This is a genomic window from Albirhodobacter sp. R86504 (assembly GCF_042466415.1).
In the GTDB taxonomy this organism is placed as follows: Bacteria; Pseudomonadota; Alphaproteobacteria; order Rhodobacterales; family Rhodobacteraceae; genus Albirhodobacter.
On sequence record NZ_JAXHCH010000002.1, the window covers coordinates 151,360 to 177,936 of the forward strand.

General features: G+C 56.0%; 21 protein-coding genes and 2 pseudogenes. 10 read left to right on the forward strand and 13 right to left on the reverse strand.

From position 1 onward, the window contains the following. Nucleotides 1–19: 19 nt before the first annotated feature. The gene (locus SJY32_RS02790) at nt 20–436 is read right to left on the reverse strand and encodes a DUF1489 family protein (RefSeq protein WP_376871338.1); all 417 of its coding nucleotides are present in this window, start codon (nt 434–436) and stop codon (nt 20–22) included. A 365-nt stretch (nt 437–801) separates the two neighbouring features. On the opposite strand from SJY32_RS02790, the gene SJY32_RS02795 reads away from it, so the two are divergent. The 4 genes from SJY32_RS02795 to SJY32_RS02810 all read left to right on the forward strand — a co-directional run bounded on the left by SJY32_RS02795 (nt 802) and on the right by SJY32_RS02810 (nt 5,985). Further along, on the forward strand, nt 802–3,081 hold the full coding sequence (locus SJY32_RS02795) for an adenosylcobalamin-dependent ribonucleoside-diphosphate reductase (RefSeq protein ID WP_376871340.1): 2,280 nt from the start codon (nt 802–804) through the stop codon (nt 3,079–3,081). Between the two features lie 321 nt (nt 3,082–3,402). Continuing rightward, nucleotides 3,403–4,452 (forward strand): AAA family ATPase, encoded by a 1,050-nt coding sequence (locus SJY32_RS02800; protein ID WP_376871342.1) that lies wholly within the window; start codon nt 3,403–3,405, stop codon nt 4,450–4,452. 89 nt (nt 4,453–4,541) lie between these two features. After that, a complete protein-coding gene (locus tag SJY32_RS02805) occupies nt 4,542–4,985 on the forward strand; it encodes a DUF6634 family protein (RefSeq protein ID WP_376871344.1) in 444 nt (147 codons plus the stop codon). A 1-nt stretch (nt 4,986) separates the two neighbouring features. Further along, a complete protein-coding gene (locus tag SJY32_RS02810; RefSeq protein ID WP_376871346.1) occupies nt 4,987–5,985 on the forward strand; it encodes a metallophosphoesterase in 999 nt (332 codons plus the stop codon). Between the two features lie 244 nt (nt 5,986–6,229). On the opposite strand, the gene SJY32_RS02815 is transcribed toward SJY32_RS02810, so the two are convergent. Beyond that, nucleotides 6,230–6,964, reverse strand: a complete 735-nt coding sequence (locus SJY32_RS02815; protein WP_376871348.1) for an SDR family oxidoreductase — start codon at nt 6,962–6,964, stop codon at nt 6,230–6,232. A gap of 87 nt (nt 6,965–7,051) precedes the next feature. Between SJY32_RS02815 and SJY32_RS02820 the strand changes: the two genes are divergently transcribed. Both SJY32_RS02820 and SJY32_RS02825 read left to right on the forward strand, forming a co-directional pair. Continuing rightward, nucleotides 7,052–7,966 (forward strand): AraC family transcriptional regulator, encoded by a 915-nt coding sequence (locus SJY32_RS02820; RefSeq protein ID WP_376871350.1) that lies wholly within the window; start codon nt 7,052–7,054, stop codon nt 7,964–7,966. A 425-nt stretch (nt 7,967–8,391) separates the two neighbouring features. Continuing rightward, on the forward strand, nt 8,392–9,663 hold the full coding sequence (locus SJY32_RS02825) for a hypothetical protein (protein ID WP_376871352.1): 1,272 nt from the start codon (nt 8,392–8,394) through the stop codon (nt 9,661–9,663). Between the two features lie 495 nt (nt 9,664–10,158). Here the strand turns inward: SJY32_RS02825 and SJY32_RS02830 are convergent, their stop codons facing one another. The 5 genes from SJY32_RS02830 to SJY32_RS02850 all read right to left on the reverse strand — a co-directional run bounded on the left by SJY32_RS02830 (nt 10,159) and on the right by SJY32_RS02850 (nt 14,527). Further along, entirely contained in the window at nt 10,159–11,064 is a 906-nt protein-coding gene (locus tag SJY32_RS02830; protein WP_376871354.1) for an AraC family transcriptional regulator, read from the reverse strand. A 71-nt stretch (nt 11,065–11,135) separates the two neighbouring features. Further along, complete coding sequence (locus SJY32_RS02835; RefSeq protein WP_376871356.1) at nt 11,136–12,110, reverse strand: MBL fold metallo-hydrolase; 975 nt, start codon at nt 12,108–12,110, stop codon at nt 11,136–11,138. A 121-nt stretch (nt 12,111–12,231) separates the two neighbouring features. Next, entirely contained in the window at nt 12,232–13,122 is an 891-nt protein-coding gene (locus SJY32_RS02840) for a methyltransferase family protein (protein ID WP_376871358.1), read from the reverse strand. Continuing rightward, on the reverse strand, nt 13,122–13,757 hold the full coding sequence (locus tag SJY32_RS02845; RefSeq protein WP_376871360.1) for a cation transporter: 636 nt from the start codon (nt 13,755–13,757) through the stop codon (nt 13,122–13,124). Before SJY32_RS02845 ends, SJY32_RS02840 begins: the two co-directional genes overlap by 1 nt. Then, nucleotides 13,757–14,527, reverse strand: a complete 771-nt coding sequence (locus SJY32_RS02850; RefSeq protein ID WP_376871363.1) for a transglutaminase family protein — start codon at nt 14,525–14,527, stop codon at nt 13,757–13,759. The genes SJY32_RS02845 and SJY32_RS02850 overlap by 1 nt, the downstream gene beginning before the upstream one ends. A 70-nt stretch (nt 14,528–14,597) precedes the next feature. Here SJY32_RS02850 and SJY32_RS02855 point away from each other — a divergent pair, with 70 nt between their 5' ends. Then, on the forward strand, nt 14,598–15,014 hold the full coding sequence (locus SJY32_RS02855) for a helix-turn-helix domain-containing protein (protein ID WP_349540047.1): 417 nt from the start codon (nt 14,598–14,600) through the stop codon (nt 15,012–15,014). Between the two features lie 237 nt (nt 15,015–15,251). On the opposite strand, the gene SJY32_RS02860 is transcribed toward SJY32_RS02855, so the two are convergent. Then, nucleotides 15,252–16,184 carry an IS5 family transposase gene (locus tag SJY32_RS02860; RefSeq protein WP_376871366.1) on the reverse strand — a complete coding sequence of 311 codons (933 nt, stop codon included), beginning with the start codon at nt 16,182–16,184 and terminating at the stop codon, nt 15,252–15,254. 34 nt (nt 16,185–16,218) lie between these two features. On the opposite strand from SJY32_RS02860, the gene SJY32_RS02865 reads away from it, so the two are divergent. Beyond that, a complete protein-coding gene (locus SJY32_RS02865) occupies nt 16,219–16,386 on the forward strand; it encodes a DUF6634 family protein (protein ID WP_376877536.1) in 168 nt (55 codons plus the stop codon). Here the strand turns inward: SJY32_RS02865 and SJY32_RS02870 are convergent. Next, a protein-coding gene (locus tag SJY32_RS02870; protein WP_376870199.1) for an IS3 family transposase occupies nt 16,383–17,536 on the reverse strand; the annotation gives its coding sequence in 2 pieces (ribosomal slippage) (nt 16,383–17,269 and nt 17,269–17,536; 1,155 coding nt in all). The two genes, SJY32_RS02865 and SJY32_RS02870, sit on opposite strands and share 4 nt — an antisense overlap. Nucleotides 17,537–17,639: 103 nt before the next feature. Here SJY32_RS02870 and SJY32_RS02875 point away from each other — a divergent pair. Next, nucleotides 17,640–17,954 (forward strand): annotated as a pseudogene (locus SJY32_RS02875) (DUF6634 family protein); the annotation flags it as partial. 520 nt (nt 17,955–18,474) lie between these two features. On the opposite strand, the gene SJY32_RS02880 reads toward SJY32_RS02875, so the two are convergent. From SJY32_RS02880 to SJY32_RS02895, 4 genes and pseudogenes are all read right to left on the reverse strand, one after another. Then, complete coding sequence (locus tag SJY32_RS02880; RefSeq protein WP_376871368.1) at nt 18,475–20,472, reverse strand: DUF7017 domain-containing protein; 1,998 nt, start codon at nt 20,470–20,472, stop codon at nt 18,475–18,477. Then, complete coding sequence (locus tag SJY32_RS02885; protein WP_376871370.1) at nt 20,469–23,204, reverse strand: AAA family ATPase; 2,736 nt, start codon at nt 23,202–23,204, stop codon at nt 20,469–20,471. The genes SJY32_RS02880 and SJY32_RS02885 overlap by 4 nt, the downstream gene beginning before the upstream one ends. A 273-nt stretch (nt 23,205–23,477) precedes the next feature. Next, nucleotides 23,478–23,840: a hypothetical protein gene (locus SJY32_RS02890; RefSeq protein WP_376871372.1), complete on the reverse strand. Its 363-nt coding sequence runs from the start codon at nt 23,838–23,840 to the stop codon at nt 23,478–23,480. Nucleotides 23,841–23,883: 43 nt separating this feature from the next. Further along, nucleotides 23,884–25,050 (reverse strand): annotated as a pseudogene (locus SJY32_RS02895) (IS3 family transposase). Between the two features lie 309 nt (nt 25,051–25,359). On the opposite strand from SJY32_RS02895, the gene SJY32_RS02900 reads away from it, so the two are divergent. After that, nucleotides 25,360–26,541 carry an ATP-binding protein gene (locus tag SJY32_RS02900; RefSeq protein ID WP_376871374.1) on the forward strand — a complete coding sequence of 394 codons (1,182 nt, stop codon included), beginning with the start codon at nt 25,360–25,362 and terminating at the stop codon, nt 26,539–26,541. Nucleotides 26,542–26,577 lie beyond the last annotated feature (36 nt).

Consider the following 26,577-nt stretch of genomic DNA (forward strand, 5'->3'; position numbering starts at 1 on the left):
GCGCGCGAGGGGGAGGCGCTTAGCGCAGACCCATCTCCGTCAGCGCTGCCATTAGCTCGCGCGGTAACGGCTCCTCGCGCGGGCGATCTTGCGGGAGGTCGGCGGGGGCGTCCTCAGGCGAGAGATAGCGCCACCCTTGAAACGCGCGCCGCGGCATTGCTTCGGTGCGGATCACGGTGCGATCCAAACCGATGGCACAGCGCCGAATGCCGTCCGCGCCAATTGCTTCATCCAGAGAGACGACTTTCTGCCGCGCGAGTACCAAGCCTTTAAACACCCAATAGAGAGATCCGCCGTCGAGAATCTCGCTCTCACGTTTGGGCCACATCCGCGTCACATGATGCGCGGTGCCCTTGCCGTAGCGGCTGGCTTGCCACTCGATCAGATCTTCAACTTTCTCGGCCCCGACGCAAAGTTTGATCAGATGTGTGGTCATAGCGTTGCTCCGGTGGCGAGGAATTTAAAGGGCGGTTTCGTATATAGGGCGGAACCCGCGATTGGTCGACCGGCCGTGCCATCTTTGACAAAACATTTCTCATCCTCGCCGCATGGGGCGGTGGGCCGCTCTTTGGAAAACTCCGCCGATGCCAATGTTTTACGGGCTATCATAGCTGGCCGTGCGGGAATTGGGCTGGTATGAAATGCAACACCCCTAGCAATTGGCGGCTCTAACGCCGAATTTCTTCTAAGAGTTGGTTGCCATGCATCCACATCATATAGTAGTTGGTCGCCATACACACACTTCATATCGGTGCCGCTGCCATGCTGGCCGATTCCCCTGACATTACGCCGAGGATAGACATGACCCGCTTTGCCGCCCCGATCGCTGAACAAATCTGGGACATGAAATACCGCCTGAAGGATGCCGATGGCACCGCGATTGACCAATCTGTAGAGGACAGCTGGCGCCGGATCGCGCGCGCATTGGCTGAGGTCGAAACAGATCAGGCGGCATGGGAAGAAAAGTTCTACACCGCGCTCGAAGATTTCAAATACCTGCCAGCGGGCCGCATCGCGGCGGGTGCGGGTACGGGCCGCGCGGTAACGCTGTTCAACTGCTTCGTCATGGGTACCGTGCCCGATTCGATGGGCGGTATTTTCGACATGCTCAAGGAAGCCGCGCTGACGATGCAGCAAGGTGGCGGCATCGGATATGACTTCTCGACGATCCGCCCGCGTGGCGCGGCGGTGAAAGGCGTTGCGGCGGATGCATCTGGTCCGCTGTCGTTCATGGATGTTTGGGATGCAATGTGCCGCACGATCATGTCGGCGGGCTCGCGTCGCGGGGCGATGATGGCGACGATGCGTTGCGATCATCCTGATGTGGAGCATTTCATCACGGCCAAGCAAGATTCCGCACGCCTGCGGATGTTCAACCTGTCCGTATTGATCACAGACCCGTTCATGGAAGCGGTGAAGGCGGATGGCCCGTGGGAGTTGAAATTCGACGGCCGTGTCTACTCAACGGTGCAAGCGCGTGACCTTTGGAACAAGATCATGCGCGCGACCTATGATTTCGCGGAACCGGGCGTTATCTTCATCGACCGCATCAACAAGATGAACAACCTCAACTACGTTGAGCAGATTGCGGCGACAAACCCTTGCGGTGAGCAGCCCCTGCCACCTTACGGTGCTTGCTTGCTTGGGTCGATCAACCTTGCGCGGTTGGTCACCAACCCGTTTGAAGCCAATGCCGAATTGGACCCGACCAAGCTGGATGAGTTGGTGCGTCTGGCTGTGCGGATGATGGATAACGTGGTGGATGCCTCGCGCTTCCCGTTGGAAGCGCAGCGCATCGAGGCACAAAACAAGCGTCGCATCGGCCTTGGTGTGACCGGTCTCGCAGATGCGCTGTTGATGCTTGGCCAGCGCTACGGGTCGGAGGAGGCCGCGGCGCAGACTGATGCTTGGATGAAGCTGATCGCGCGAGCGAGCTATCTCGCCTCGGTCGATCTTGCGAAAGAGAAGGGCGCGTTCCCGTTGTTTGATGCGGAAGCCTATCTCGCATCCGGCAACATGATGCAGATGGATGATGATGTGCGCGAGGCGATCCGCACTCACGGCATTCGCAACGCGCTGCTGACCTCGATCGCGCCGACGGGAACGATCTCGCTTTACGCGGGCAACGTGTCCTCCGGAATTGAGCCGGTGTTCGCCTATGCCTATACCCGCAAAGTTTTGCAAAAAGACGGGTCGCGGACCGAAGAAGAAGTCGTCGATTACGCCGTACAAATGTGGCGTGATCTGAAGGGCGATGCGCCGTTGCCCGATTACTTCGTCAATGCGCAAACCCTCGCACCGCTGGACCACGTGCGGATGCAGGCGGCGGCGCAGAAATGGATCGACAGCTCGATTTCCAAGACGATCAACTGCCCAGAAGACATCAACTTTGAAGATTTCAAAGAGGTCTATATGGCCGCGTGGGATCAGGGCTGCAAAGGCTGCACCACCTATCGCCCGAATGATGTGACAGGGTCGGTTTTGTCGGTGTCGTCGGATGCTGAAAAAGCCCCCGAGGCCGATACAGGCGCGGCGATGAATGGTGGCGATGTCGTTTACTTGACGGAGCCTCTGGATCGTCCGTCGGAGTTGGAAGGGTCGACCTACAAGTTGAAATGGCCCGGATCGGAGCACGCGATCTACATCACCATCAACGACATCATTCACGGCGGTCATCGTCGCCCGTTCGAAGTGTTCATCAATTCGAAGAACATGGAGCATTTCGCGTGGACGGTCGCGTTGACCCGGATGATTTCGGCGGTGTTCCGTCGCGGTGGCGATGTGTCCTTCGTTTCTGAGGAGCTCAAAGCCGTGTTCGATCCACGCGGTGGTGCCTGGATGCAGGGGCAATATATCCCGTCGATCCTCGCCGCGATCGGCGGAGTGATCGAGCGTCACCTCATCGCGACCGGTTTCATTGAGGGTGAAGGCATGGGCCTGAAATCCGATCCGCAAGCCGAAGTGATGGCCCTCGGTGAGCGCCCGCGCGGGGCGGCCTGCCCATCGTGCGGAAGCTACGCAATGCGCAAGGTCGAAGGTTGCATGACTTGCGCAGATTGCGGCCACTCGAAATGCGGCTGATCCGCCGTTGTCGGTGAGAGAGTATCTGTTATGGGGGGCAATTGAGAGCCATTCGGCCCAAAAAAACGACCTTTGGGTGGGGCTTTAGTGACCACTGACAGCTAAGACATTGAAATTGTTGAAACTTAGAAATGCCGATCCAAGAGGGTCGGCATTTTCGTTTCAGGGCTGAACTCCCGGCGCTGAGGTTGACCGACCCCGCAAAATGTTCTCATTAAGTTCTCAAGGATCCGGATCCTCGTACTGAAACCCTTGGCAGCCACACGCTGCCAGATGCTGGCCGCCCAAAAGATGGGCGGGCCGGTTCAGAGAGGACACCAAATGCCACGCATTCAATTTGCTCAGGTCAGTTTCCCAGATCACAACATCCCTTCGGCCCACGACATCGAAGTCCGTTTAAAGAAGTTCTTGGACAGCTTCCGAGAACGGATCGGTAGCCCAAAATTTGACTACGCGCTGTCCGAAGCCGACCGGCTAAAAATCAAACGGAGATCGGCTGCGTATCTTAGCGCGGTTTCACGCCGATCAGGCATGGACCATCTCGACGAAAAAGATCGCAGAAAGTTGCAAGTTTTCCGAGGGGGTGCAGAGCTAAAGTGCGTAGAGACCGAGCACTGCGCGGACGAAATCGCCAGTTGTCTCCACACGGAGATGCCCTGGATGGCTCCTGCAACAGAGCGCCTTTGGCACGACATGCGAGCCTCGGTCCGCAATGGTGATCCTGCGCCCCTTGTCCGGCCAATGCTTCTCGTCGGTCCGCCCGGGATCGGTAAAAGCTACTGGTCTCGACTGCTGGGCGCGCAGCTCTCCGTGCCGACGACAATCATAGAGGCCACGAATGAACCCGCTGCATTTGCGGTTACGGGGTCTCAAAAGGGATGGGGATCAGCGGGCCCGGGAAAGGTTCTGGAAGGGATCATGGCGTCTCAGATTGCGAATCCTGTGATCGTGGTCGACGAGATCGAGAAGGCAGGGGATCTCCAGTCAGCAGGCGGTCAGCGGTATTCTCTGACTGAGGGTTTGCTGCCCTTCCTCGAGAGGTCCACCGCGCGTCGTTGGTCATGCCCTTACTTCCGTATTGGTTTCGACATGTCCTGGATTGCCTGGGTGCTGACAGCCAATAGCCTGCGCGGTCTGCCAGCCCCGTTCCTGAGCCGATGCCCTCCCATCGAACTGCGCGCCCTGACGCAAGAACACCTGTTCGGATTTGCTGAACGCGAAGGGTTACGACGTGACCTTCCCCCAAGTGCCGTTGATGCCGTCAAGGACGTCATCGGGGCAATCAAGAAGCCGCACAACGTCAGCCTGAGATCGGTCGTTCGGATGCTGGATGCTGTCGACCAGGCGATGAACCGTCCAGTGTTGCACTGAACAATGTCGGCGGGGCCGAGGTGTGTCTCGTCCGCATGACCTTAATGACCGTCCTTCAATCACACTATCAGAATCTAATGGAGTTCCCCATGAATAATAAAGCCTTTTGGGCCCAGAAACTGCGTTCCGCCGTCACGGCTGCCGACAGTGGCCCTTCAGAAAACGACCTCGCCGGCGCACCAATCCTGACATATTGGCGTCCACATGTATCTCGCCATGGCGCCCCCATACTCTGGGGGATCGCGTTTGGTCACCCAAGGCTGAAAGGCGGCTGGATCACGACATCCCAGCTTGTCGCGATTGACGTCGACCAGGGTTGGGCGCGCACGGCATCCCGGTGGTATGCGTTGGGTCGTCCATTCTCCGACTATGAGAGGACCATAGCCAAGGGTCTCGGGATGGAAGAGGCCCCTCTCGGGTTCGTGCAGATGGACGTACCTGGGTATCGGCCGCTGGATGACTTGTCGCTGCTCGACGAACTTTTGATGGCTTGGCGGGACCGTATCCGGCAGGACGACACGGGAGGGGACTGAAATGTTCAATGAAAAGACCGCAGTTTGGGTTCGAGAAAGAGACCGGATTCCGCCTACGATTGACATCGCCGGGGGCCGCTATGAAGCTACAACCAGTATGGACAAGATCAACATGCCCGATGGACTGACAGCCTTCAATTCCTTCTACTTGCCATGGCGAGACCTTCCCGGTTCTCTTCCAGAAGACATCGATATCTTTGCTATCGGTGATGTCCATGGGCAGGCTGAGCTACTCGAACAAGTTCTCGGCGAAATCAGGAATACCCCACGCGAAGCGCACAAACGGCATCTCGTCTTTTTGGGCGACCTTATTGATCGGGGACCTGCATCCATCCGCGCTGTTGATCTGGCGATGAGAGCCGGGCAGCTTGCAGATGTTGACGATCTGCATGTCCTACCCGGTAATCATGATCTCGTTTTGATGCTGGCGCTCGAGGGTCCAAAATATCTCGACTTCTGGGGAATGCTGGGCGGTGACAGGGTCATGGCCGAGCTTGGTCTGTCGGCAGAAACGCACAGTTGGGACGAGATTGCGGCAAAGCTGAAAGATAATCTGCACCCTGAATATCTGAGCGCAATGGCTTCGGGGGCGACACATCTCCATCTTGGCGACCTCCTGTTCGTGCATGCAGGTATACACCCATTTCAGAACCGCACAGCTTTTCTGGGGTTGTCCCGTCGCTTCATCAAAATGGAAGATCACTGGGCGAATATCCGTCATACATTTCTGACCCACCGCGGCGGGTGGGACGTCAACGATCCTGATCCGGAGCGGCGCGCACAAAAGCCGACGGTCGTCGTGCATGGCCACACGCCAGCGGTGCGCCAGGACCTTGTTGATGCCGGGGATCTGGATATCTGTGACGGCGTTGATAACTATCGAACGGTCGCCCTCGATATCGGTGCCGCGTACAGACCTCAATTGGCCTTCGCACATTTTAGGACGCATGCAGGCAAGACTGAGGTTCAGATCCGTGCGGTGAGTAAGCCAGCCTCTTGAAGCGAACGGCCCTAAGCCGCCGCCCGCTCCATCGGTCAGCGCTGCGCTGCAGCTTCACCGAACCGGCCATTCGTGCGCCGCGCAGCATTTTGGCAGCCCAAATGACGGTGTGCGGACAAAGCAACTTTTAGCTTTGACCACGCGCCAGCGCATGAGCCGTTCTGCACCCCATTGTACGAACGGTTTAATGCAGCCGCTGAACTAGCTCGCATCGCGGCGACAAGAATATGTTATGTCCGTAGCTTCAGCCTTGTGCCGTCGGGCGTATTACGATCGAGCCCACATCGATCTCGGGGGGCTGTTCAATTGCAAAAAGGATGCCGCGTGCAATCGCCTCTGGCGAGATCGCGATCTGCTCAAGGCTGTCCTCGGTCGCTTTCCGAACAGACGCGTCGGTGATGCTGCTGGCGAAATTGGTGCCGGTCATCCCAGGTGATACTTCGGTCACGCGCAGGTTGGGCCCCGCCTCTTGCCTCAGGATCTCCGTCGCTGTGCGCACGGCGTTCTTGGTCGCAGCATAGACGCCCATGGTTGGCACCATCTTGAGACCGGCAGTCGAAACGACATTGACGACGTGACCGCTGTTTTGCAGAGCGAAGACCGGGAGGGCGGCAGCTATGCCGTAAAGTGTTCCTCGTAAATTGACATCTATCATGGCGTCCCAGTCATCGACCTTTAAAGCGTCAAAACGCGATATCGGACCGATCCCCGCGTTGTTGATCATGACGTCCAGCCGCCCGAATCTCTCCAGAGCGGTAGCGACCAATGCCTCCACATGCGTACGCCTGCGCACGTCGGTGACACGATAGGTCGCCTGACCACCGTCTTTGGTGATTTCGGCAGCAAGCTCCTGCAACTTGTCCTCTCGCCGTGCTCCGAGGACGACAAATGCTCCGCTCCGCGCGAGCAACTTGGCGGTTGCGCGACCGATCCCGCTGCTGGCACCGGTAATGGCAACGACTTTCCCTGCGAGTGTCATGGATGTTTCCTTCAAATGGCTTCCGTTGTGACAATCGATGACATATGCCCACGATCGCAGACGCACGAGATCAAGGAGTCCTTATAGTTGTTTCAATCGTCCAACTTTGGAGCCGATCCTCTTACTGACGTTCTTGAGGTTCTCGGCGCACGGGTCACGCGGCGCACACGGCTCGAGGCGGGAGGTCAATGGTCGCTGTCCTTCCCTGATCTCGAACGACTGAAGTTTGTGGCTGTCATGAATGGGAGCGTCTGGATGTGTCTGCCCGGGCAAGCGCCCCTTTGGATGCAAGCCGGAGATGTATGCCTTATCGGGCGCACAACATACGTGGTGACCAGTGACCCGGCTCTACCCCCGTTGGACGGGCAACGCTTTTTCGGTGTGAATGATGACGTCCATCTTGGCGGCGATGAGGTGGTCGCTCTGGGAGGTAGCGTGACTTTCAAAGATGAGGCCGCACAATTTCTTCTCAACATGCTGCCCGATTTTATGATCGTTCGAGCAGGTGATGCGGGATCGGACGTGATTTCAACGATCCTGCGTTTGATGTCGGATGAGGTGGAGCGGCAGCAAATGGGGCATCGGATTGTGAGCAGTCGCCTTGCCGACGTCTTGCTGGTCGAAGCAATCCGGGCCTACGCGAAGTTGACCGAACCGGCAGGACCAGGTTGGTTGGGTGCCCTCATTGATCCCCGTATCGGGCGCACACTTGCAGCCCTTCACGCCGATATCGCTCAACCGTGGACCATCGCTCGGCTGGCCCATGTGGCTGGCATGTCGCGCGCAGCCTTCGCGGCAGAATTCACGCATCGTCTCGGTCGCCCGCCCATGTCGTATCTGCGCAGCTGGCGTCTGACTGTAGCGCATGCAGCTCTGTCTCAAAAAGATGCCGCATCGGTGGCCGACATCGCGTTCAGCGTCGGGTATTGCTCGCAGAGCGCATTCAGCCAAGCGTTCCGCCGCGCATATGGAATAACGCCTAAAAGCACGCTCCGGCCATGACGGGGTGTGACGAAGATGGTGAAGCCTGTTCTACGATAAATTAAATGATCTGTCTGACAGTCATATTGGGCTCAAACCGGACTTGCGGCGGTGCGGCACGCAGATCTTAACCTCGCAGGCTTCAGCGCGACCAACCGAATGACCGCTGTCAGCCCTAAGCAGTCCGGCTATCTGCCGTGCAGGCGCAAAGGTTGCATATGCAGGTCGGGCGAATTCCGGTCATTCGCTGCGAGTGCGAGCCGATCATGGCGCTGCTGATTGAGCGGACATTCAGCCAGCGGAGCATAAGCGGCTTGGTGATGTACTGCAGATCACAAACAAGGGCTATGCGACTTTGGGCGACAAGAGGGTACTCAAAAAGATTTGCTTCATTGAGAGGGCACTATATATTGACTCGGATTAGAGCTCTGCAGCAGGATATAGTCATGTACGGCCGAAACAGTTCACGCGAGGAATTACTATTTAACAAGGGAGATTGGTTTCGTGTCTCCGCTGCCCAAAAGCAGCGAATGGATCAAGACATAGCGACGAAGAACGGTGACCAGCTCCTCAATACTTCGACGGAAGACCTTGCGAAATACTATTCAGAGGAATTCGCAATAGATGTTCCTATGCTTGATATGGATAACGTCACAGTAGGACAGAGGGAGGCAAAGATTGATGTAAGCCATGACCGATTCCGGTACTTTTCTGACAATTCTGGACCACATTACATCACGGGAACTGCTGTAGATGTTGAGGTAACATTCTCCGGAGATGAAGGTGTCTTCAATGTGCAGCCAACCACTCACACAATGAACCCGCCAAGAGCATATATTTCAAATGGTGTTCTGCACTTCTCAATCCAAGGAACTGACCTAACTGCACAGAAAGTCCAAGGGGAAATTGGCTCGCGCCTAGATAGTATCGAACAGTATCTTGGGTGGTTGCGTCAGACGGCGACTCCTTTCAATGCTTCGTTACTTGATCAGGCAAGGTCTCAGATCGAGGCGCGAAAAAAGAAACTTCTTGCCGATAGAAATCTCGTGGCCGGTCTCGGATTCAAGATGCGCGAACGCCCTGAAGCCGCCAAAACCTATGCAGCTCCAAACGTCAGAAGGAAAATTAGTCCTCGCCCTCCATCGGCTAGTTCCGCTCCCTATAAGCCGGAGCCAGTTCTCGAAGATGCGGAATACAATCACATCCTAGGGGTTCTCGAAAACATGGTGAAAGTCATGGAGCAGAGCCCCGGCGCGTTTTCAAAAATGGACGAGGAAAGCCTAAGAACACATTTTCTCGTCCAATTGAATGGTCACTATGAGGGAGGTGCGACAGGCGAGACGTTCAATTTCGAGGGGAAGACTGACATCTTGGTCAAGGTTAATGGACGAAACATCTTTGTTGGAGAGTGTAAGTTTTGGAAAGGCGAAAAATCCTACCTCGAAACGATTGATCAATTGCTACGTTATACTAGCTGGCGTGATACCAAGGCTTCGATCTTGGTTTTCAACCGCAACAAAGATTTTTCGGCCGTTCTTGAAAAAATTCAAGAGACTACATTGACGCACCCGAACTACAAAAAGCTTGTCGCAAAATGCTCTGAGACAAGTTGGAGATATCTATTTTCTCAGCCCGAAGATGCAAATAGAGAGATGACGGTGACAGTTCAAGCTTATAACGTCCCAGAGCACATTGAGCCAAGGATAGGAACCCTATAAAACGCCTACCATTCAGTACTCCCGATCGTGACATAGAAAGCCGATAGGCCCCGCGTTTTGATCCAGTTTTGGTGCAAAATTCATGGCTTATGCGCCACTAGAAGACACCTAGTAAAATCAGGCCGTGGAGATGGTGTTTAGATCTGGTGCGTAGTTGGAAGTCCGCTTTTGGGAAGCTGCGCAGCGGCAAGGCGAATGCTGACCAAGGTCAGCTTAGGGCATCCAATAAAGCACTACGGCTGGGACTTTGCAAAGCCCGCCATCTGCGCATTTCTGACCTTGGTGCATGGCGCGGCAAGAGCTACCGCGCAGGCAGGTCGGTGAATGTCGGCTTTTCACAATACGAACCAATGAACGCGCACCTGCAGCGAACTCCCGCTTTCCGCCCTTTTTGTTAAACGTTACTTCCGGCCCTTAGCGGACCTTCGGGCTCTGTGAGGCGAACGGCAGGTTCGAGCCCGAATTGCTGAATGCTGCATCTTTGCTGAATGTCTGTTAATGGGATGTTGTTCTCAGCTGGCTCGGATTGACGCCCATCACTGCGCGAAACGCCCTCGAGAAGGCACTACTGGACCCGTACCCATAAACGTGGGCGATCTGATCAATGGTTTGACCGGGCTTTTCGAGCGATTGGCGCGCTTTGAACATGCGCCAGTTCAAGGCGTAGTCTCCCGGCGTCTGGCCCATATGCCTTTTGAAAATCGCGGCAAAGGACGATCGAGACATCCCAGCAATCGACGCCAGATCAGCAAGGTTGTATTTCCACCCGTCAGGCTCATGAATAGCGGAAAGGGCGGATACAATCCGCGCGTCGCGTATCCCGGAATAGAAACCGATTTGGCCGCCTTCCTGTACGAAATGCGCGCGCAGTATTGAGGCAAACAAGGCTTGGGATAGGTATTGCGTGACCGTGCGGCTGCCCATTTCATTTGTGAGAGTTTCATTCACGATCAAGGAAATGAGCGAGGAGAAGAGTGTTCCCAACTCCATCTCGCTTGTTTTAAGCAAGATCCGGGATGGCAGATCATTCACGAGAGGGTGTTGATGGGCCAAATCATATTCGAAATGACCGCAAATCATCCGGGTCGTTGGATCTCCTTCAAGGAAAGGCTCGTTACCGGCTTGAAGGCCTGCGATAACGTCCTGACCAGATGTGGCCGGGCTATCAGGGTTGTCACATATCGCGTGCGAGGCGCCCTTGGGAAACAAAACTAGATCGCCTGCAGTTAGGTTTTCGGCGTGATCATCATGCTCAATAACTGCGGTGCCACGGACAATGTAATGGAACTGTGCGAAACCGGTATCGGCTACTGACATTTTCCAATTGCCGCAAAAATTCTTCTGAAAATAGATAGAGCTTCTAAACCCCAACAGTTCAAGGACATCACTGAGTGGATCCATTTTGCTTGCTTTCTTTTTTCGTGTGACCCTTCGGCGGCATCAGACCGCCGCCAAAGGGTGCTTTGATCAGTTTATGACACTGAAACAGGCGTGTACAAGAATGCACCTGCCTCAGTACGGGACATGCGGCCAACACCAGGGAACGGGAAATGGTAGCCCGCAACCAGAAGGTTTTCGTCAGCAGCCAAACCAAACAGCCGCTCACGTGTCTCATGTGCCGCAGCAGGATCTTGTTCAATACCCAAAGCCCATGTCGGCTCGTTCGTGCCCACGATGTAGTGAACAGAGGTATCGATCAAATGCAGCAGCTTTTCGCCATTGCTTTCCAGCATGACGGCCATGTGACCAAACGTGTGCCCAGGAGCCGCGATAGCAGTGATGCCCGGAACGATTTCGTCGCCGTCATCAACGATCTGGATCATGTTTTTGATCGGGTTCAGTTTGTCGTTGCCAAAGCTGAGCATCAGGTTGGCAAAATTGGCCTCGGACCCTGGTGCTGATGTCCAATAGTCCAGCTCGGCCTGTGGCATAAAGTGTGCTGCATTCGGAAAGCATGCGGCGCCATTTTTCGTGACGCCACCGATGTGGTCATAGTGGCCGTGGGTCAAGAACACGTGGGTGATGTCATCCGGCGACACACCAATGGCGGCAAGCCCTGCGAAAAGGCGGCCGTTATCAGCTGTAGCATCTGGCAAGGTAATGTCGCCCATACCAGTATCGATAAGCACTTTGGCGTCGCCAGTTTCGACCAAAAAGACTGCACCCTGCATATTCGCAAAGTCTTGAGCCAGGCCATATTTGGCAAAAAGTGCATCTACGCTGCCCTCAGGTGCGTTGGCGCCAAAGATGGCTGTCGGGACAGTAAACAACATATCGTCGATGACAGTAATTTTCATGTCACCGACAGAAAACTGTGCAAGGGCGCGCAAGGGTAGGTCAGAGCCAGCTGCTCGTGCCTTAGTCGCAGATCCAATGACGGCGGGTGCAGCAACAGCTAAAGCCCCGCCCATAAGAGCTGCGCGACGGTTGATTGTTAGATAGGACATGTATGTCTCCGTGTTGAATGGTTGGGAAACACATATCGGGTAAAATTATTGGACTTTGAATAACCGAAAGATTAATAATCCATACTTATAGTCCAAAATTACATTAAGTTCTCATACCATCTCAATTTCCAACTGAATGTTTCGCCAAAATACAAACGTAGCCCAATTCCTCTTCAACTTTTTCACGATGTAGAGTTAATCGAAAGATCATATCGGCTGCCACGTGCCGCCCAATGCTTTCCGATTGCAGACCTCGGCGCAACTGCAGCGAAAGCTCCATTTGTCCGCACTGCCGACCTCGGTGCTTGGCGCAGCGAAGGTCGGCTTTCCGCCCCTTGATGCTCAAGGTGGCGACCGGCCCATAGCTGCCATTCGTGCTGAGCGCGGCGAACGGCAACTTTGAGCCCATAGTCACCGATGCTGCACGATGCACGAGCGTCAGCTTTGCAGATTTTGGCCCCACCTCAGAGGACCGCCGCACGCGTGCCGAGTAGTTCTCGAATGCGGTGCCGTATTGGTCTTTGAGCCAAGGTTCCTCGGAAAACGGTGCGGCAATAAGCACTGCTATTCCAGCCAATCCGACTGCCATTGCCCAAGGCGCTGCCGACAGGATCATCCAACCACCGACGATGCCAATATCAGCCATATACTGCGGGTTCTGCGAATAGCGGTACATACCCTTGGTGCGCAGGGTGCCTTTGGCTCCACCCGTTTGCGGGACACCGAAATGTGAGACTTCCATCCAAACTACGATGTTGCCGATCAGGATGAGAGGCAGGCCGACGCCAAACCGCAACCAACCCGGTACGTCCAAATCAGCCCAACCCCAGACACCAAGCAGGATGAGAACCCCGAACAGCGTGAATGTTGGCAGCCAGACAAAGAAAAGCGTGAATGTCGTGTAGCGTTTTGGCGGCCATATGCGCCGATCAGGAAAGGCAATCGACCAGAGGATTGCCGCTAGCGTCATGGCGGCGACGCCTAGACCCAGAATAATCAGAGAGCCCTGCATCATGCCTCTGCGTGTTTGTGGTCGATTTTGTCCCGCCGCTCTGCGAGGGCTTGCCGCACAATCTGAAAAGCGGACGACAGGAACAGCCCAGCCATGATTGTTGCGACGATCAAATCAGGCCAGCCTGTTGCTGTACCCCAGACGCCCAAGGCCGCGAACATGACGGCGACGTTGCCGATGGCGTCATTACGCGAACAGAGCCAGACTGAACGCACGTTGGCGTCACCATCCTTGTAGCGCACCAGTAAGAACACACTGGCAAGGTTCGTGAGCAAAGCCAGAAAGCCAACAGCGCCCATGATCTCAGCCGTGGGAACCCCGACATAGAAGACGCGGTAAACAGTCGATCCGAAGACCCAAAGTCCCATTAACAAAAGGCTGAACCCCTTGAAAAGCGCGGCATTGGTGCGGGCGCGAAGTGATGCCCCGATGACGGCCAGAGAGATACCATAGGTCATTGCATCGCCCGCAAAGTCGAGAGCATCGGCTTGCAAAGCCTGTGACTTAGCCAAGTGGCCCGCAGTCATTTCAACCGCGAACATCGTCGCGTTGAGGGCAATGACGATCCAGAGTCGTCGTTTGTAGTCGTCTGATACGCCGTCAAACTTGGCGTCGTGTCCGCAGCAACCGGCCATTAGATTACCTCCTGCGTTTCAAGGTCTGATTGAGTTGGAACGAGGCTTGCCTCGCCACCGGGAATGCTCGGCACATGACCGCTCCGCATCTTCCTGACGCGGTGATTCATCCAGTGCCGAATGAGCAGGCGATAGAGAAGACCCTTGATGCCGGTCAACTGGCGGTGCGATGCATAGAATGTATCGGGATCGTCGAAGGTGCCGAAGTCGTGGTTGATACCGGTCTTTTGGATGTAGGTGCTGGCCCCACGCCATTCGACGTTTGGGCTTTGCAGACAATCTGTGCCTGCACCATAGGCGCACAATGATTGACGCCCCGGAAACGCACCTTGCAGGGCTGCAAGCACGGCTGCATCCAGAATGAAGCCCTCAAGGTTCAACCACTTTCCGCCATGATGGATTTCGATCCATGAGTGGATAATGTTTGGGGGGGCAACCGGATAGACCAGCTCTGGCACGACCCCCCGCTGCAATCGCTTGTCGATGGTGAAGCCATGAAAGCGGCAAGGCACACCAAGAGCGCGCAAGAGCGCCATAAGCAGAGTGCCCTTCGTGTTGCACTGCCCATAGCCATCAGCCAGCACCCTAGAAGCTGGCAACGCATCATCAGAATTGTAGCCGAACAGAATTTCGTTGCGGACAAAGTCATACCCTGCGCCGATCCGATCGGTTTGCGAAAGGGACAGCCAGCCACGGTCAGTTACTAGGCACTGAATGGGGCACGCTTCGAAGTCCAGCAGGGGTGTCGGGGACAGGTATTGGTCAGTCATGGTGGCCTCTTGAGTCTGTGTCCCACTCTATCTACAATCTCTAGTGACTAGAGGTTCAAGAGGTTTCTCCATGTTTTCTATCGGCGAGCTTTCAAAGCGCACCAAGGTCAAGGTTCCAACCATCCGCTACTATGAGGAAATGGGGCTGTTGGCAGAGGCCGAGCGCACAAGCGGCAACCAACGGCGCTATGACAAGACAGGACTGGAACGGCTGAGTTTCATTCGCCACGCGCGTGATCTTGGCTTTTCGATTGGGGCGATCTCTTCGCTGATCGAGTTGCAAGAACACCCAGACCGATCCTGTGAGGCTGCGACAGCCATCGCCTTTTCGCAGCTGGTTGACGTGCGCGAGAAGATCAAACGGCTCAAGCTATTGGAAAAGGAACTTACGCGAATTTCAAAGGGCTGTGATGGGCACGGCATATCCGAAGACTGTTACGTGCTGGCGTCTTTGGCCGATCATGAGCTTTGTGAAAGAGATCATTGAAAAGTCGATAGCGGCCATTGGCGCAGCCGTAGCGAAAGAGCGGTTTGTCCGCACTGCCCACCTCGGTGCTTGGCGCAGCGAAGGTCGGCTTTCCGCCCTATCTGTCGGAAGCTACGAACGGCCCTATTTGGCTGAATCAGTAGAACCAAGAGATAACAGAAACAAGTCCGATAACCGCCAAGGGGCTCTGTTGCACAAAGCCTCTGATGTCCGAGGTTCCCCTTTCCCCGGACGGATTCATCCCACGCTTTCTGTGACAGGTATGCCAAGCGCGGTGTAGCCGTTCATGACGGCGATGCGGATCTGGACCTCCGCGACCTGTCGGTCAAAATCCCGCGCCATGAGGCGCTGACCCAGCAGTTTCATACAGTGCATCTTCGTTTCGGCACGGCTTCGTCGGTGGTATCCGCTCCAGTTTCGCCAGATCGCCCGGCCGAAATATTTCGCCGCCCGCAGGGCCTCATTTCTGGCGACAGCACCAGCGGTGAGGGTCTTCCACGGCTTCGCGTTCTTGCGGGGCGGTATGACGGCGTGAGCGCCGCGTTCAGCGATCGCGTCATGGCACTTCCGGGTATCATAGGCGCCGTCAGCGGTGACGCTGCCAATCTCCTCGCCTGCCGGGATCTGGCTGAGCAGGTCGGGCAGGACCGGTGCATCACCGATATGGCTCCCGGTGATCTCGACGGCGCGGACTTCCAGTGTTTCCTCATCAATTCCGAGATGGATCTTGCGCCAAACCCGACGTTTGGGGCCGCCGTGCTTACGCGCGTGCCACTCGCCTTCGCCCTCAACCTTGATGCCGGTGCTGTCGATCAGCAGCTGCAGCGGCCCTTTGGATCCACGATACGCGATGTTGACGGCGAGGGTCTTCTGGCGGCGGCTCAGAGTGCTGAAATCGGGCACCGACCAGTCAAGGCCGACCAGGCGCAACAGGCTTTCGACAAACCCTGTCGTCTGCCTGAGTGCCATGCCGAACAACACCTTCATCGTCAGGCAAGTCTGAATGGCAGTATCGCTGTAGGTCTGCTGGCGACCACGCTTGCCTGTCGGCGCGGCATCCCAGGTCATCTCGGGATCAAACCAGATCGTCAGCGAGCCCCGGCGCTTGAGCGCTTCATTGTAGGCTGGCCAGTTTCTTGTCTTGTAGCTCGGAGGTGTGTGTCTGCTCATGCATACCAGCTACCACGCTGGATTCACAAGATGAATCCCTCACAGGCTTTGTGCAACAGAGCCCTTCTGGGCTCAGAAATTACGTTCAGCCATTAAGGCTGCTGATGCTGGACCTTCCGAAACCGACCTCGCCGAGGCTCCAATACTGACATATTGGCGTGAGCTACTCCCCATTTGTTGGACAGGATCTGGCGTAAATTAAGCTACTCTTTGCACCTGCTGATCGGGGTTGGTTGTTTTAATTCTCTGCCAATAGACCACGGCAGGTGGCCTGCCGCCAAGCGAGGAATGCGGTCGCTTGTGATTGTAGAACTCGATCCATTTTCTGATGCCTGCTTTCGCCTCCGATCCGGTTTCCCAAGCATGCGGGTAGACGCATTCATACTTCAGGGACCGCCACAGTCGTTCGACGAAGATGTTGTCAAGGAAGCGGCCCTTGCCATCCATTGAAATGCGGACATTTGAGCGGCTCAGTCGGTCTGTCCATGCAAACGATGTGAACTGTGAGCCTTGGTCGGTATTCATAATCTCAGGCGGGCCGAACTTGTGGATCGCTTCGTTCAACGCATCGACGCAAAACTCTGCCTCCAGCGTGTTTGAGATGCGCCAAGCCAGCACCTTGCGTGTGTGCCAGTCCATGATTGCCACAAGATACAAGAATCCGCGCCGCATTGGCAGATAGGTAATGTCGGCGCACCAGACTTGGTTGGGCCGATTTACCCGCAACCCACGCAGCAGGTAAGGATAAATCTTGTGCCCCTTTGCCGCCTTGCTGGTGTTCGGCTTCTGATAGATGGGCATGAGGCCCATCAGCCGCATAATGCGTCTGATCCGTTTCTCGTTTACGACGTGATCCTCATTTCGCAGGTGCCAAGTCATCTGGCGCACGCCGTAAAACGGGGTTTCCAGGAACTGCTTATCAATCAGCCGCATCAGGTCGAGGTTCATTTCACTTTCGCCTTTCGGCTCATAATAGAACGAGGATCGAGAGATCGACAGCAACGCGCATTGCTTCCCAACAGACAGCCCAGGCAGATTGGGCTCAACCATCTTGCACCTCATTTGTCGGTCCAGGGTTTGAGCTTTCTTGCCAAAAAATCGTTGGCGACGGCCAACTCCCCAATCTTGGCGTGCAGGTCTTTGACCTGCTCTTCATCGACTTCCGGTGCCTTCCGGCCGCCACGCTCAAATACGCCAGACGCACCTTCAAGCAGAGCACGTTTCCATTGATGGATCATCGTGGGATGCACGCCGAACCGACTGGCCAGCTCGCTGACCGTCTCTTCGCCCTTCAGCGCTTCCAACGCTACCTTGGCTTTGAATTCTGGATGATGTTGCTTCCGTTTCGACATCGTCGATCTCCTTCGTGTTGAAGATCAACAGACAACAAATCGCAGCTTACGTCAGTGTCCTAATTTTAGGGGGTAGCTCAGGCGTCCACATGTATCCCGCCATGGCGCACCCATACTTTGGGGGATCGCGTCTCGTCACCCTCGGCTGAGAGGCGGCTGGATCACAACCTCCCAGCTTGTCGCGATTGAGGTCGACCAGGGTTGGGCGCGCACCGCGTCGCGGTGGTACGCGCTGGGCCAACCCTTTTCCGTTTATGAGGTAACAATAGCCCAAGGCCTTGGGATCGAGGCGGCGCCTGCTGGTTTCGTGCAGATCGATGTTCCTGGCTATCGGCCGCTTGATAACATGTCGCTGCTCAATCAACTTCTGGTGGCCTGGCGGGACCGGATATCACAGGACGACTCGGGAGGGAAATAATTTGTCCGAAGATCGCCCAAAGCACATCGATTTTGAAATACGCCAGCAGCAGAAAGCACGTAGCCGCCAAAATGACGAAGAACGCCTCGCACGAGGAGAAGTCTCGGCAAGCGAGTTGCAGCGGGAGAACATGCCATTTCGAAAGCTACGGTTTGACAGGGTTTCGTTTCTCACAGGAAAGAGAGCGCAAAAGGGGGTTTACCTTTACCGGGCAAACAAGGGAGAAGGCGGCGATACTGATGATAAGTAGTGATATTTGGCAGCCGAAGCCGCTCGCAGTATCGGGAACATCTATATTGAACCGCGCCGGGTTGCCGATAACGGTGGCGAGGCGCTGACCTCGGCTGGCGAAGGCTGCCCTCTTACAGCCCCATACAGGAACAACCGGAGAGTTCCTGTACCTTTTCGGGCCCAAAATACTGGCCTCACGTGGCTTCGTCGATGGCACGGCTTGCCTTCAAACACAAAGGTTAGCCCAACATGAGCACCTCACTGGAACCAAACCCGGGTAGGTCCACTCCTACACGAAATCGAAATGATTCGGTGCTACTGACTTGGCCTGGATTGCCTTCATCCCCCATTTCCCGCGCTTTTTGTCAAAACTGGCAATAGCGATACCTTCAACAATATCACCGGCCTGAATCCCTTCAGCCGTGATTATGTGCGGCGGAATGAATATGTCTTCACCTGTGAACCCTAGCCCGTTCGGCGTTACGTCGGTTGTATCTCGAAACTGGCGGCATACTTCGGCGGAAGGTGCTTGATCTGTCGCTTCGATTTCAACAATCCGCATGCGGGGGCCGCTCTTTGAATTATGCTGAGCAAGGCGAACTGCGACGGCGTCGCCGATCTTGGCTTGGCCGGAATAAAGCGCGATCGGACAGATGCCATCAATTCCTCGAGCGACAACCACATGGATCAAAGACTTCTCCAGATTGATGTGGTCGATGACGCCGACGCGGGAGGCCATGATATCCATAGGCTTGCCGTCAACTCGTGGGCAAATCCGATGAATTGTTGCCCGCCATGGCTCGGCCTTCGAGGCTTCGTGCTGAACTTTGATTGGCGTGCCTTCAGGCACTCCACGGATGTCCGCATGGTTCTCGGGCAGGCTCAGTTCGATTGCGAACGGATTCCCCTTCACATAGATCCGACGTCGCCGTCGAGGCTTCTGACCATCCCGCGCATCGATAGTGAAAACGTCCCCAAGGCAAGCATCAGTCCATGGAAAGTGAGAGAAGAGCAAAGCTTCAGCCGCATCGCTAAGCTCGCCATAGAAGGTGCGATCAGTCGGGTTCTGGCTGATAGCCGCAAGCCTTTCGGCAAGGCTCAGGGCTTCGCGCGGAATCTGGTACCCGGTGCGGGCCCGGTGAGCCATCATCCGTTCGACCTCGAAACGAGCCTCGGCAGGATGGCTTTCTTCCAGCAAGGCTGCAAACTTGACGCGGAGCTTGCCGATGAAATCATCGTCCTGTGAACAGCTCAGTGCCTTGGCATAGCAAGAACGTTTCAGATCGATATCGTTTGGCACCAGGTCGCCGATCAGTTCCCACGCCCAGTATTCAGAAGCCTTCTCCTGGGCAAATTCCACAGCCAGCTTCAGCGCTTCATCAGTGCGCCCCATAACCCGTAATAGTTTTGTAAGGTTGAGCTTCAGCCAGATGTTATCCGAGAAGCGCTTCATGGCATCCTGAACAAGCGGCAGAATGAAATGGCGATTATCCGCGCGGTCGCTTTCGGCGGCCTCGGACGCTGCGGCCTGGATCACTTGCTCGACGAGCGCAGGGTAGATCTTACCGTCCTTTCCCGTCTGCCGCGTGAAATCTTCGTCACTGAATTTGTCCGGGTTCCAGAGGCGAAGGAAGGGGAGTACTTTGATGTGGTCCCCTTTAGTCAGCCGCAACGCCTGACGCAGCATGAGGCTGTGCAGTAGATCGGGACCTCCAACGTCCAGCTTCAGGTAGGTGTTTAGATGCCTCTTTACGCGCTGCACGATTGGCGATGAGAGTTCGTCATCCTGCTTACCTTCAAGCTCGCCTTTGATCAGCCGGTAGAGTTCCCAGCCCCAGGACTTCCGGTCGTCCGGCTCCAAATTTCCGCTGGCATTAATGTTGGCGTAGATCCGCGCGGCCTCCTCGTGCTTACCCTGCTTGCTGAGGTTGCGTGCAGCCTGTGCGGCGCGCCGATCGGGGTCCGCAAGAGCCAGTGCCTTGTCGCGGTGTTCGGTCAACATCCCATCTGTGGCGGGGACTTCGACGCGCCGCAAATGTTCCAGATATTCTGAGAGCATCTGTCGATCGTGGTCGGCGGAGTAATGCTTCACAAGCGCAATGAGGCACCACGCATAGGCGGCCCGGTCAAAATCATCCGCCTCAGGATCTGCGGTACGCTCCACCGAAAGCACATAAGCTGCCTCAAGCTGACCACTTTTCCTCAGCTCGGTGACCTCTTTGGAGCGATGGTTCCAATTGCTGCCGCCCCGGCCTTTTCGGCTGGCAATGTCACGGATGATACTCATGGCTGCACCTTGAGTGTCAGTACTGTCACGACATCATCCTGCAGTTTCGCGAGTGATTGCGCTGGGTTGGGCGATGGGTTGACAGGCATGAACCTGGTAAGTTGGTTCTTGCCATTATAGAAAATATCCACCGTGACCGAGTCCGATCCGCGCGCGAGCGCGTAGCGCTGGCTCCAGGCATGTTCTTTGAAGTTAAGCACTCTAATGCCCTTTTGCGTCAGCGCAGCCACCAGGCGATCATGGAAATCCTTTAAAAACGGACGGTCCGGGGCGCTCGCTCCGGACGCGCTCGACCCGCCAGCTCCGGGTTTCTGCCCAATCAAGTCGGCGAGGCGAGCCATGATCTCCTCCGCGAAGCTGTCAGGTCTGTGGCAAGTCACGCCAGATACCGTCCAGTTTCCCTTGTAGCCAATGTCGATTCGAACAGCTTCTGCGCCGCGCTTGAAGAAGTGTGCTTCTCGGTACTGGTGGTGAGCAGCGTCCTCGATCTCGACGCCGGTGTCATCCAGCCGGTTACGGATCTCAGTTTGGAGCCAGGTGCGGAACACGGACTGTGGCGATGCAGCACTGGACGGAGACCCGTTTGGTTCAGGCGGCTTGCCGCGCAGGTTAGATGGTCCCGGTTCACCGCTTGGCCGGACAGGTTGAGCGGAGGACGGTGTGAAGCCGGTCCCAGCCTGCTGCAACCTTATTTCCGGGGAGTCGACAAGATAGAGCTTACCGCTGGTCCGGGTCATCGCCGTATACAGCCAGCGGAAATAGTCCGACGAGCGTGGGTTCTGCCGAGTCGCGCAACTGACAATCACATGGCTCCACTCGCCACCCTGCGCCTTGTGGCAGGTAATGGCATAGCCAAACCGGAGGCGAAGCGCGTTGAAATACGGGTCTGAACGTAGCGCAAGCTGGAACTCGTCATGCTTCTCCTTCCGATCGATATGCATATGACGCTTAAGGAAATCGACGTAGAGGGCGCGTTGCTGAGCCGATTCCAGGCTGGCGTCATCGCCGTGCAGAAAATCGTCGAGGATTTTGGCCTTCAGGATCAGATCGTCGCCATCCGGTTGCGGCAGAGCAACCATGACGTCCCGGAAACTCAGCGCAATATTAACGGGTTCCGAAATGCCACTGTTGCCAATCTTCTGGCGCAACTGCACCGACCGCCGCTCGACCGCCGTTTCAACTGAATCGATCCGCAGGATTTCACCATTGGCAATGTAATGCGACCCGCAAAAGCCATTGGCAGCAACGATAACGCTGTCACCGGCGGCAACGGTCGCCGTCCCCGGAAACAGCATCGTCCGGATCGCGCGATTGAAATTGGCAGCCTCGGCATTTGAGTGGGTCACGATGATTGGCGCTTGGGGGCCGCGACCCTCGCGAATCTTCATGTAGAGCGGTGTGACGCTGTTCTTGGGCAGGGGGATGACGTCATCGTCGAATGAGAAGGACAGGCTGCTAAAGCGTTGGCTGACGACACCTTCGCGCAACGGCAAGACATTGCGGATTACTGCGCTGTCGGCCTTCTGGCGGACAATTTCGGTCAATTCATAACTGGCGGCATCAAGCCCGAATCTCTCGCGAAGGTAATCTGCGTCTAGCGCAGGCGAGGTGGACATGCCTACAGGAGGCAGCTGCGCCGGGTCGCCGATGAAAATGATCTTACGGGCATTGCCTGAATGGGTTGAACCTACGTGCGCGATCAGATCCTGCAGCAGGTGTCCGCTGCCTGACCGGAAGAATTCGCTTTCGGAATACACATTCGAGACGAGCGAAGCTTCGTCGATGATGGCAACTGCATCGATAAAGTCCTCGTTATTCCGGACCTTAGCCATCATCTTGAAAGTAGCCGAGCCATCGTCGTCATCTTCGGTCTGCTCGGTCATGTCGCTATAGTCGTAGATCAGGCTGTGGATCGTACGCGCTGACTGCCCCGTTTTATTAGCGATCACTTTGGCCGCCCGCCCCGTTGGAGCGGCGAGCGAAAACATCCGCCCTTGGGTAAGCAAGAACTCAGTCAGGCCGCCGGCAAGGAACGTCTTTCCCGTCCCAGCGTAGCCTTTCAGCAGGAACACTCGTTGGGTGTCATCTGACAGAAAACCGTCGAGCGCCGCGATACAACTCTGCTGGTCGGCCGTGAGCTCTTCCTCGAACATATCCCGCAGCGAGATCCGTGTCTGCGGCGGCCTCACACGCGGGCTAGTGCCCGTCACCAAGCCAGTGGCAAGCACTTGGGCTCCGATCGCGCTCGCTCTGACCGGATGTGCCCCGGATGCGGTCTCGTGAGACGACCTAGTCGAAGTTGGCGAGGAAAGTTGCCGCGCGTTCCAGTCAATATCGGGCCGCATATGGAGGCAAAACCACGCAGTAAGCGACCGGGCATCATCAACAAGATCTCGGGCTTCATCTGTCGATACTGGGCGTTTGCCGTGTGCTGCGATGTTTCCCAGTTTCCGGATTGTGTGGAGCAGCCCAAGAACCCGCCTGTCCAGCAGATCCTCGCCCTGAAGCAGCTTTAAGCGATCAAACTGGGTCTCATCGCCGGTCAGTGGGAAACCGTGCTGCCTGAATAGATGGCTGACCATGGCCTCCGAAAAGCTGCGCAGCCGGATCGTCGAGAAGTCAGGGAGCTTGTCGGTATTTCGCTCTGCCTCGTCTGCTAGAGTATGCAGGTCTGGCCAGAGCGGGAGCAGCAGGCCGAAGCTCTCCGAAAGTTCTGCGGCCGTCATTTCCATTTTCTCCCCCTCTACTGGCGCACGGCAACGTTTGCCAAAAGAACCCCAGACGTCTTCGCCAGCTCACCCTCGAAAGATCTGCCTTTGAAATCAGGCAAAAATTGGGGGCAATTATGACATTTCACCAACTGTCACGGGCAGTTTTTCCTGATTGACCTTCCGACGGGAAGCCTTTTCAGCCGGAAACGAGGCTCATGCACCCACGGCATGGCGACGTTGATAATGGGTGCCGCGCAAAGTAATACATCCGTTGACGCGAGCGGCATCCGACGGTCAACGGAGGTAGCGCTCCATTCGCTCGGCGAGCAGGTGCATTGCCTTGATGAACTGCTCCCGTGATCCCGACAAGGCGATTTCCGCGCAGCGGCGCCCCTTGCCGTCAAACGCAATGCTCACATCCTGCGCTCTACCACCGAGGCTCGTAACACCGTGGCGCATCGCTTGGGACAACACGACCCGATCAGGATAGTTTGGCGCCGTGCCGAGATCACTCGCGGTGGCCGATTTGAACGCTCCGCCGGGTTGCCCATCGATCGCGCCAAATGTCAGGCGGAGCACCGTGTGACCACTTGTGACAGCATAATACTGCTCATGCGCGTAGTTGAATTTTGAAGATCGATAAATGGAAACAGTCATCAAAGTTCCTGGTCTGCCCCCACCGAGTGGTCCAGTTTGAATGTTAGTGCATGGTCGGCCTCTGGTCTATCGGGACGATGCTTTTGGGCGCTGGTGGACGGTACCCTAAGGCGCTGTGAGGTCTGACGGTGTTATAGTGACGACGCCATCTCTCGATCAGGACCTGGGCCTCGCGCAATGTGGTGAAGACCTCGCCGTTCAAAAGTTCGTCCCGGAACCGTGCGTTGAAGCTCTCGCGATAGCCGTTTTCCCATGGTGAACCCGGCGCGATGAAGGCGGTTTTCGCGCCTACAGCTCCGATCCATGCCCTCACCTTCTTGGCGATAAATTCGGCGCCATTGTCGGACCTTATGTATTCCGGCGGTCCGCGGAGAATGAACAGGTCGGTCAATGCGTCGACCACGTCTGTAGAATTCAGCTTGCGTTTGACACGGATCACCAGAGCCTCCTTCGTGAACTCCCTCTCGGCATTTGCTGCGCAAAAGCCTGCCAGGCAGCGCATCGATGATATTTAGCGTGCGGAAGATCCGCCCGTCATGGGTTCGGTCTTGGACGAAGTCGTAGGACCAGACATGGTTCGGACGCTCCGGCCGCAGCCGCACGCAAGAACCGTCATTCAGCCAAAGCCGACACTTCTTAGGTTGTTTTTGCGGGACTTTCAGCCCCTCCCGCCGCCAGATCCGTTCGACCCTTTTATGGTTCACATGCCAGCCGCTGTTGTTCAGCATTCCAGTGATCATGCGATACCCATAGCGTCCGAACTCTCGCGCCAGCGCGATGATGTCCTCGGTCAGCCGTTCTTCGTCGGGCAGACCGATGGGCACCTTGCGCTGGGTCGAGCGATGCTGTCCCAAGGTGCGGCAAACTCGGCGCTCTGATACGCTGAGAGTCTGCCGCACATGGTCGATACATCGACGACGGCGGGAAGGGCTTAGAAGCTTCCCCGGGCGGCCTCGGTCAGGATCATCTTGTCCAGCGTCAGATCCGACACGGCGCGCCTCAGCCGGGTATTCTCGGTCTCCAACTCTTTCAGCCGTTTGAGCTGATCCCGGCTCATGCCACCATACTCTTTGCGCCATCGATAGTAGGTCGGCTGCGTCACGCCAATCTGACGCACGGCATCGGCAAGCGAGCTGCATTGCCCCTGCAACACTTCAACCTGCCGCAGCTTCAGCACGATCTCTTCGGGCTTGTCTCTCTTTCCAGCCATCTCTGGTCCTCCTGAAATGGGATTATACTATCCCAGTTGGTGGACCACTTCAGTGGGGGCACTCCACAGGCACATCCCTAAGCAGCCTCAGTCTGAGGTTGCATCAACGGTACGATGCCCTTGTGTCATCGTAACAAACAAAACAAGGAGGCTCTAACGCTCAGGTGTGGTGTCATCCGCCACCAAGTAAATACCCGCATCCGCCGATGCGTTGTGTTTCGTGAGGTCGCCATTCGGATATGGCATGCACTTTCGATTACACACCTAAGCATGCTGACAATCTATCACTGGTCCCGTCAGCCAGGCCAAATGACCACAGAGGTCTTTCCCAAGTCCAAAACCGAACATCACGCGTCATCTAACGATGGTCGCGAACAGGAAAGTTATGCCATGATTGATACTCACGCCGAAACTACTGCCGACATCGATGGCGGAGACGCCATCGCCGGTGCTGCGCCTTACACGCCTGACCAACTTTACGACACTCAGGTTAGCTCGGAATCTATTGCCGACTTTAATGAGAGCGTTAAGCTGGCAGATCGCCTTGTGCGTCTTGAAGATCACTTCGAGAAGACGGAGACATACCACCGCTTTCGGGAACGTGTTTTCGGCGTTCTGGCCATGCGCGAGTCCCGTCTGAGGGTTGGAAAGACCGAACTGAAGGGGGCGGTGCTTATCGGCCCCGCGGGGGCGGGCAAGTCGCGGATTGCGGAAGAGATCATCGCGGAACACCAAGCGTTGACGAAACTGTCTGGAAATTGGCGTTTCGGTACGAGGATTTTGAGTGTTGTCGTTCCTGGTCGCTCCACCGTTAAGGAAAGTCTCACCGCCATTTTGCATGCTCTGGGGCACCCGGCGAAGGGGCGGCGGGATGAAACTTATCTTACAAACTTGGTCATGGAGTACCTGAAGGAATGCCGTGTTGCGGCGGTTCATCTTGATGAGGTTCAGGACAGCGGGCGTTACAAGACCAAGGACAGCGTGGAAACTTTCCTCAAGGTTTTTCGCAACATGATGCAGCACAAAGAATGGCCGGTCTGCCTCATTATGACGGCAACGCCAGAGGCCCAGCATTTGGTCAATATGGACGAACCCCTGAAGCGCAGGCTGCGGCCCATGGAGATGCGCCCAATGACATTTGATGCCGACGGGCAGATGCTTCGCAATGCTCTTATGCGGCTGTTCAATGATGCGGGTATCTCTGACCCCGGCATTCTTTCTCTCGATGAATTCGTCAGAATTCTTATACACGCGTCCGCCGGTCGGTTCGGTGTTGCCATTGAAATGGCGATTGAGGCAATTGGGGGATGCTTGGGGGAGGGAGGCGACGTCATTGATATGGGGCACTTTGCGGACGCCTACGAGATCCGTATGGACTGCGATGAAGAATTGAATCCTTTCGTTGCCGAGCACTGGTCGACGATTGATACGATGAAAGCATTGCAGCGATACGAAGAAGAACGGCAGGTCAACAGGCGCCGCCCCAAGTAAACTCCCAGGTTCAATATCCTGTCGGAACAATGGCCG

Excerpts from the sequence above, each read along its gene's own strand:
- SJY32_RS02790 (WP_376871338.1), bottom strand. The coding sequence starts at position 436 with ATGACCACACATCTGATCAAACTTTGCGTCGGGGCCGAGAAAGTTGAA.
- SJY32_RS02795 (WP_376871340.1), top strand. The coding sequence starts at position 802 with ATGACCCGCTTTGCCGCCCCGATCGCTGAACAAATCTGGGACATGAAA.
- SJY32_RS02800 (WP_376871342.1), top strand. The coding sequence starts at position 3,403 with ATGCCACGCATTCAATTTGCTCAGGTCAGTTTCCCAGATCACAACATC.
- SJY32_RS02805 (WP_376871344.1), top strand. The coding sequence starts at position 4,542 with ATGAATAATAAAGCCTTTTGGGCCCAGAAACTGCGTTCCGCCGTCACG.
- SJY32_RS02810 (WP_376871346.1), top strand. The coding sequence starts at position 4,987 with ATGTTCAATGAAAAGACCGCAGTTTGGGTTCGAGAAAGAGACCGGATT.
- SJY32_RS02815 (WP_376871348.1), bottom strand. The coding sequence starts at position 6,964 with ATGACACTCGCAGGGAAAGTCGTTGCCATTACCGGTGCCAGCAGCGGG.
- SJY32_RS02825 (WP_376871352.1), top strand. The coding sequence starts at position 8,392 with ATGTACGGCCGAAACAGTTCACGCGAGGAATTACTATTTAACAAGGGA.
- SJY32_RS02830 (WP_376871354.1), bottom strand. The coding sequence starts at position 11,064 with ATGGATCCACTCAGTGATGTCCTTGAACTGTTGGGGTTTAGAAGCTCT.
- SJY32_RS02835 (WP_376871356.1), bottom strand. The coding sequence starts at position 12,110 with ATGTCCTATCTAACAATCAACCGTCGCGCAGCTCTTATGGGCGGGGCT.
- SJY32_RS02840 (WP_376871358.1), bottom strand. The coding sequence starts at position 13,122 with ATGCAGGGCTCTCTGATTATTCTGGGTCTAGGCGTCGCCGCCATGACG.
- SJY32_RS02845 (WP_376871360.1), bottom strand. The coding sequence starts at position 13,757 with ATGGCCGGTTGCTGCGGACACGACGCCAAGTTTGACGGCGTATCAGAC.
- SJY32_RS02850 (WP_376871363.1), bottom strand. The coding sequence starts at position 14,527 with ATGACTGACCAATACCTGTCCCCGACACCCCTGCTGGACTTCGAAGCG.
- SJY32_RS02855 (WP_349540047.1), top strand. The coding sequence starts at position 14,598 with ATGTTTTCTATCGGCGAGCTTTCAAAGCGCACCAAGGTCAAGGTTCCA.
- SJY32_RS02860 (WP_376871366.1), bottom strand. The coding sequence starts at position 16,184 with ATGAGCAGACACACACCTCCGAGCTACAAGACAAGAAACTGGCCAGCC.
- SJY32_RS02880 (WP_376871368.1), bottom strand. The coding sequence starts at position 20,472 with ATGAGTATCATCCGTGACATTGCCAGCCGAAAAGGCCGGGGCGGCAGC.
- SJY32_RS02885 (WP_376871370.1), bottom strand. The coding sequence starts at position 23,204 with ATGGAAATGACGGCCGCAGAACTTTCGGAGAGCTTCGGCCTGCTGCTC.
- SJY32_RS02890 (WP_376871372.1), bottom strand. The coding sequence starts at position 23,840 with ATGACTGTTTCCATTTATCGATCTTCAAAATTCAACTACGCGCATGAG.
- SJY32_RS02900 (WP_376871374.1), top strand. The coding sequence starts at position 25,360 with ATGACCACAGAGGTCTTTCCCAAGTCCAAAACCGAACATCACGCGTCA.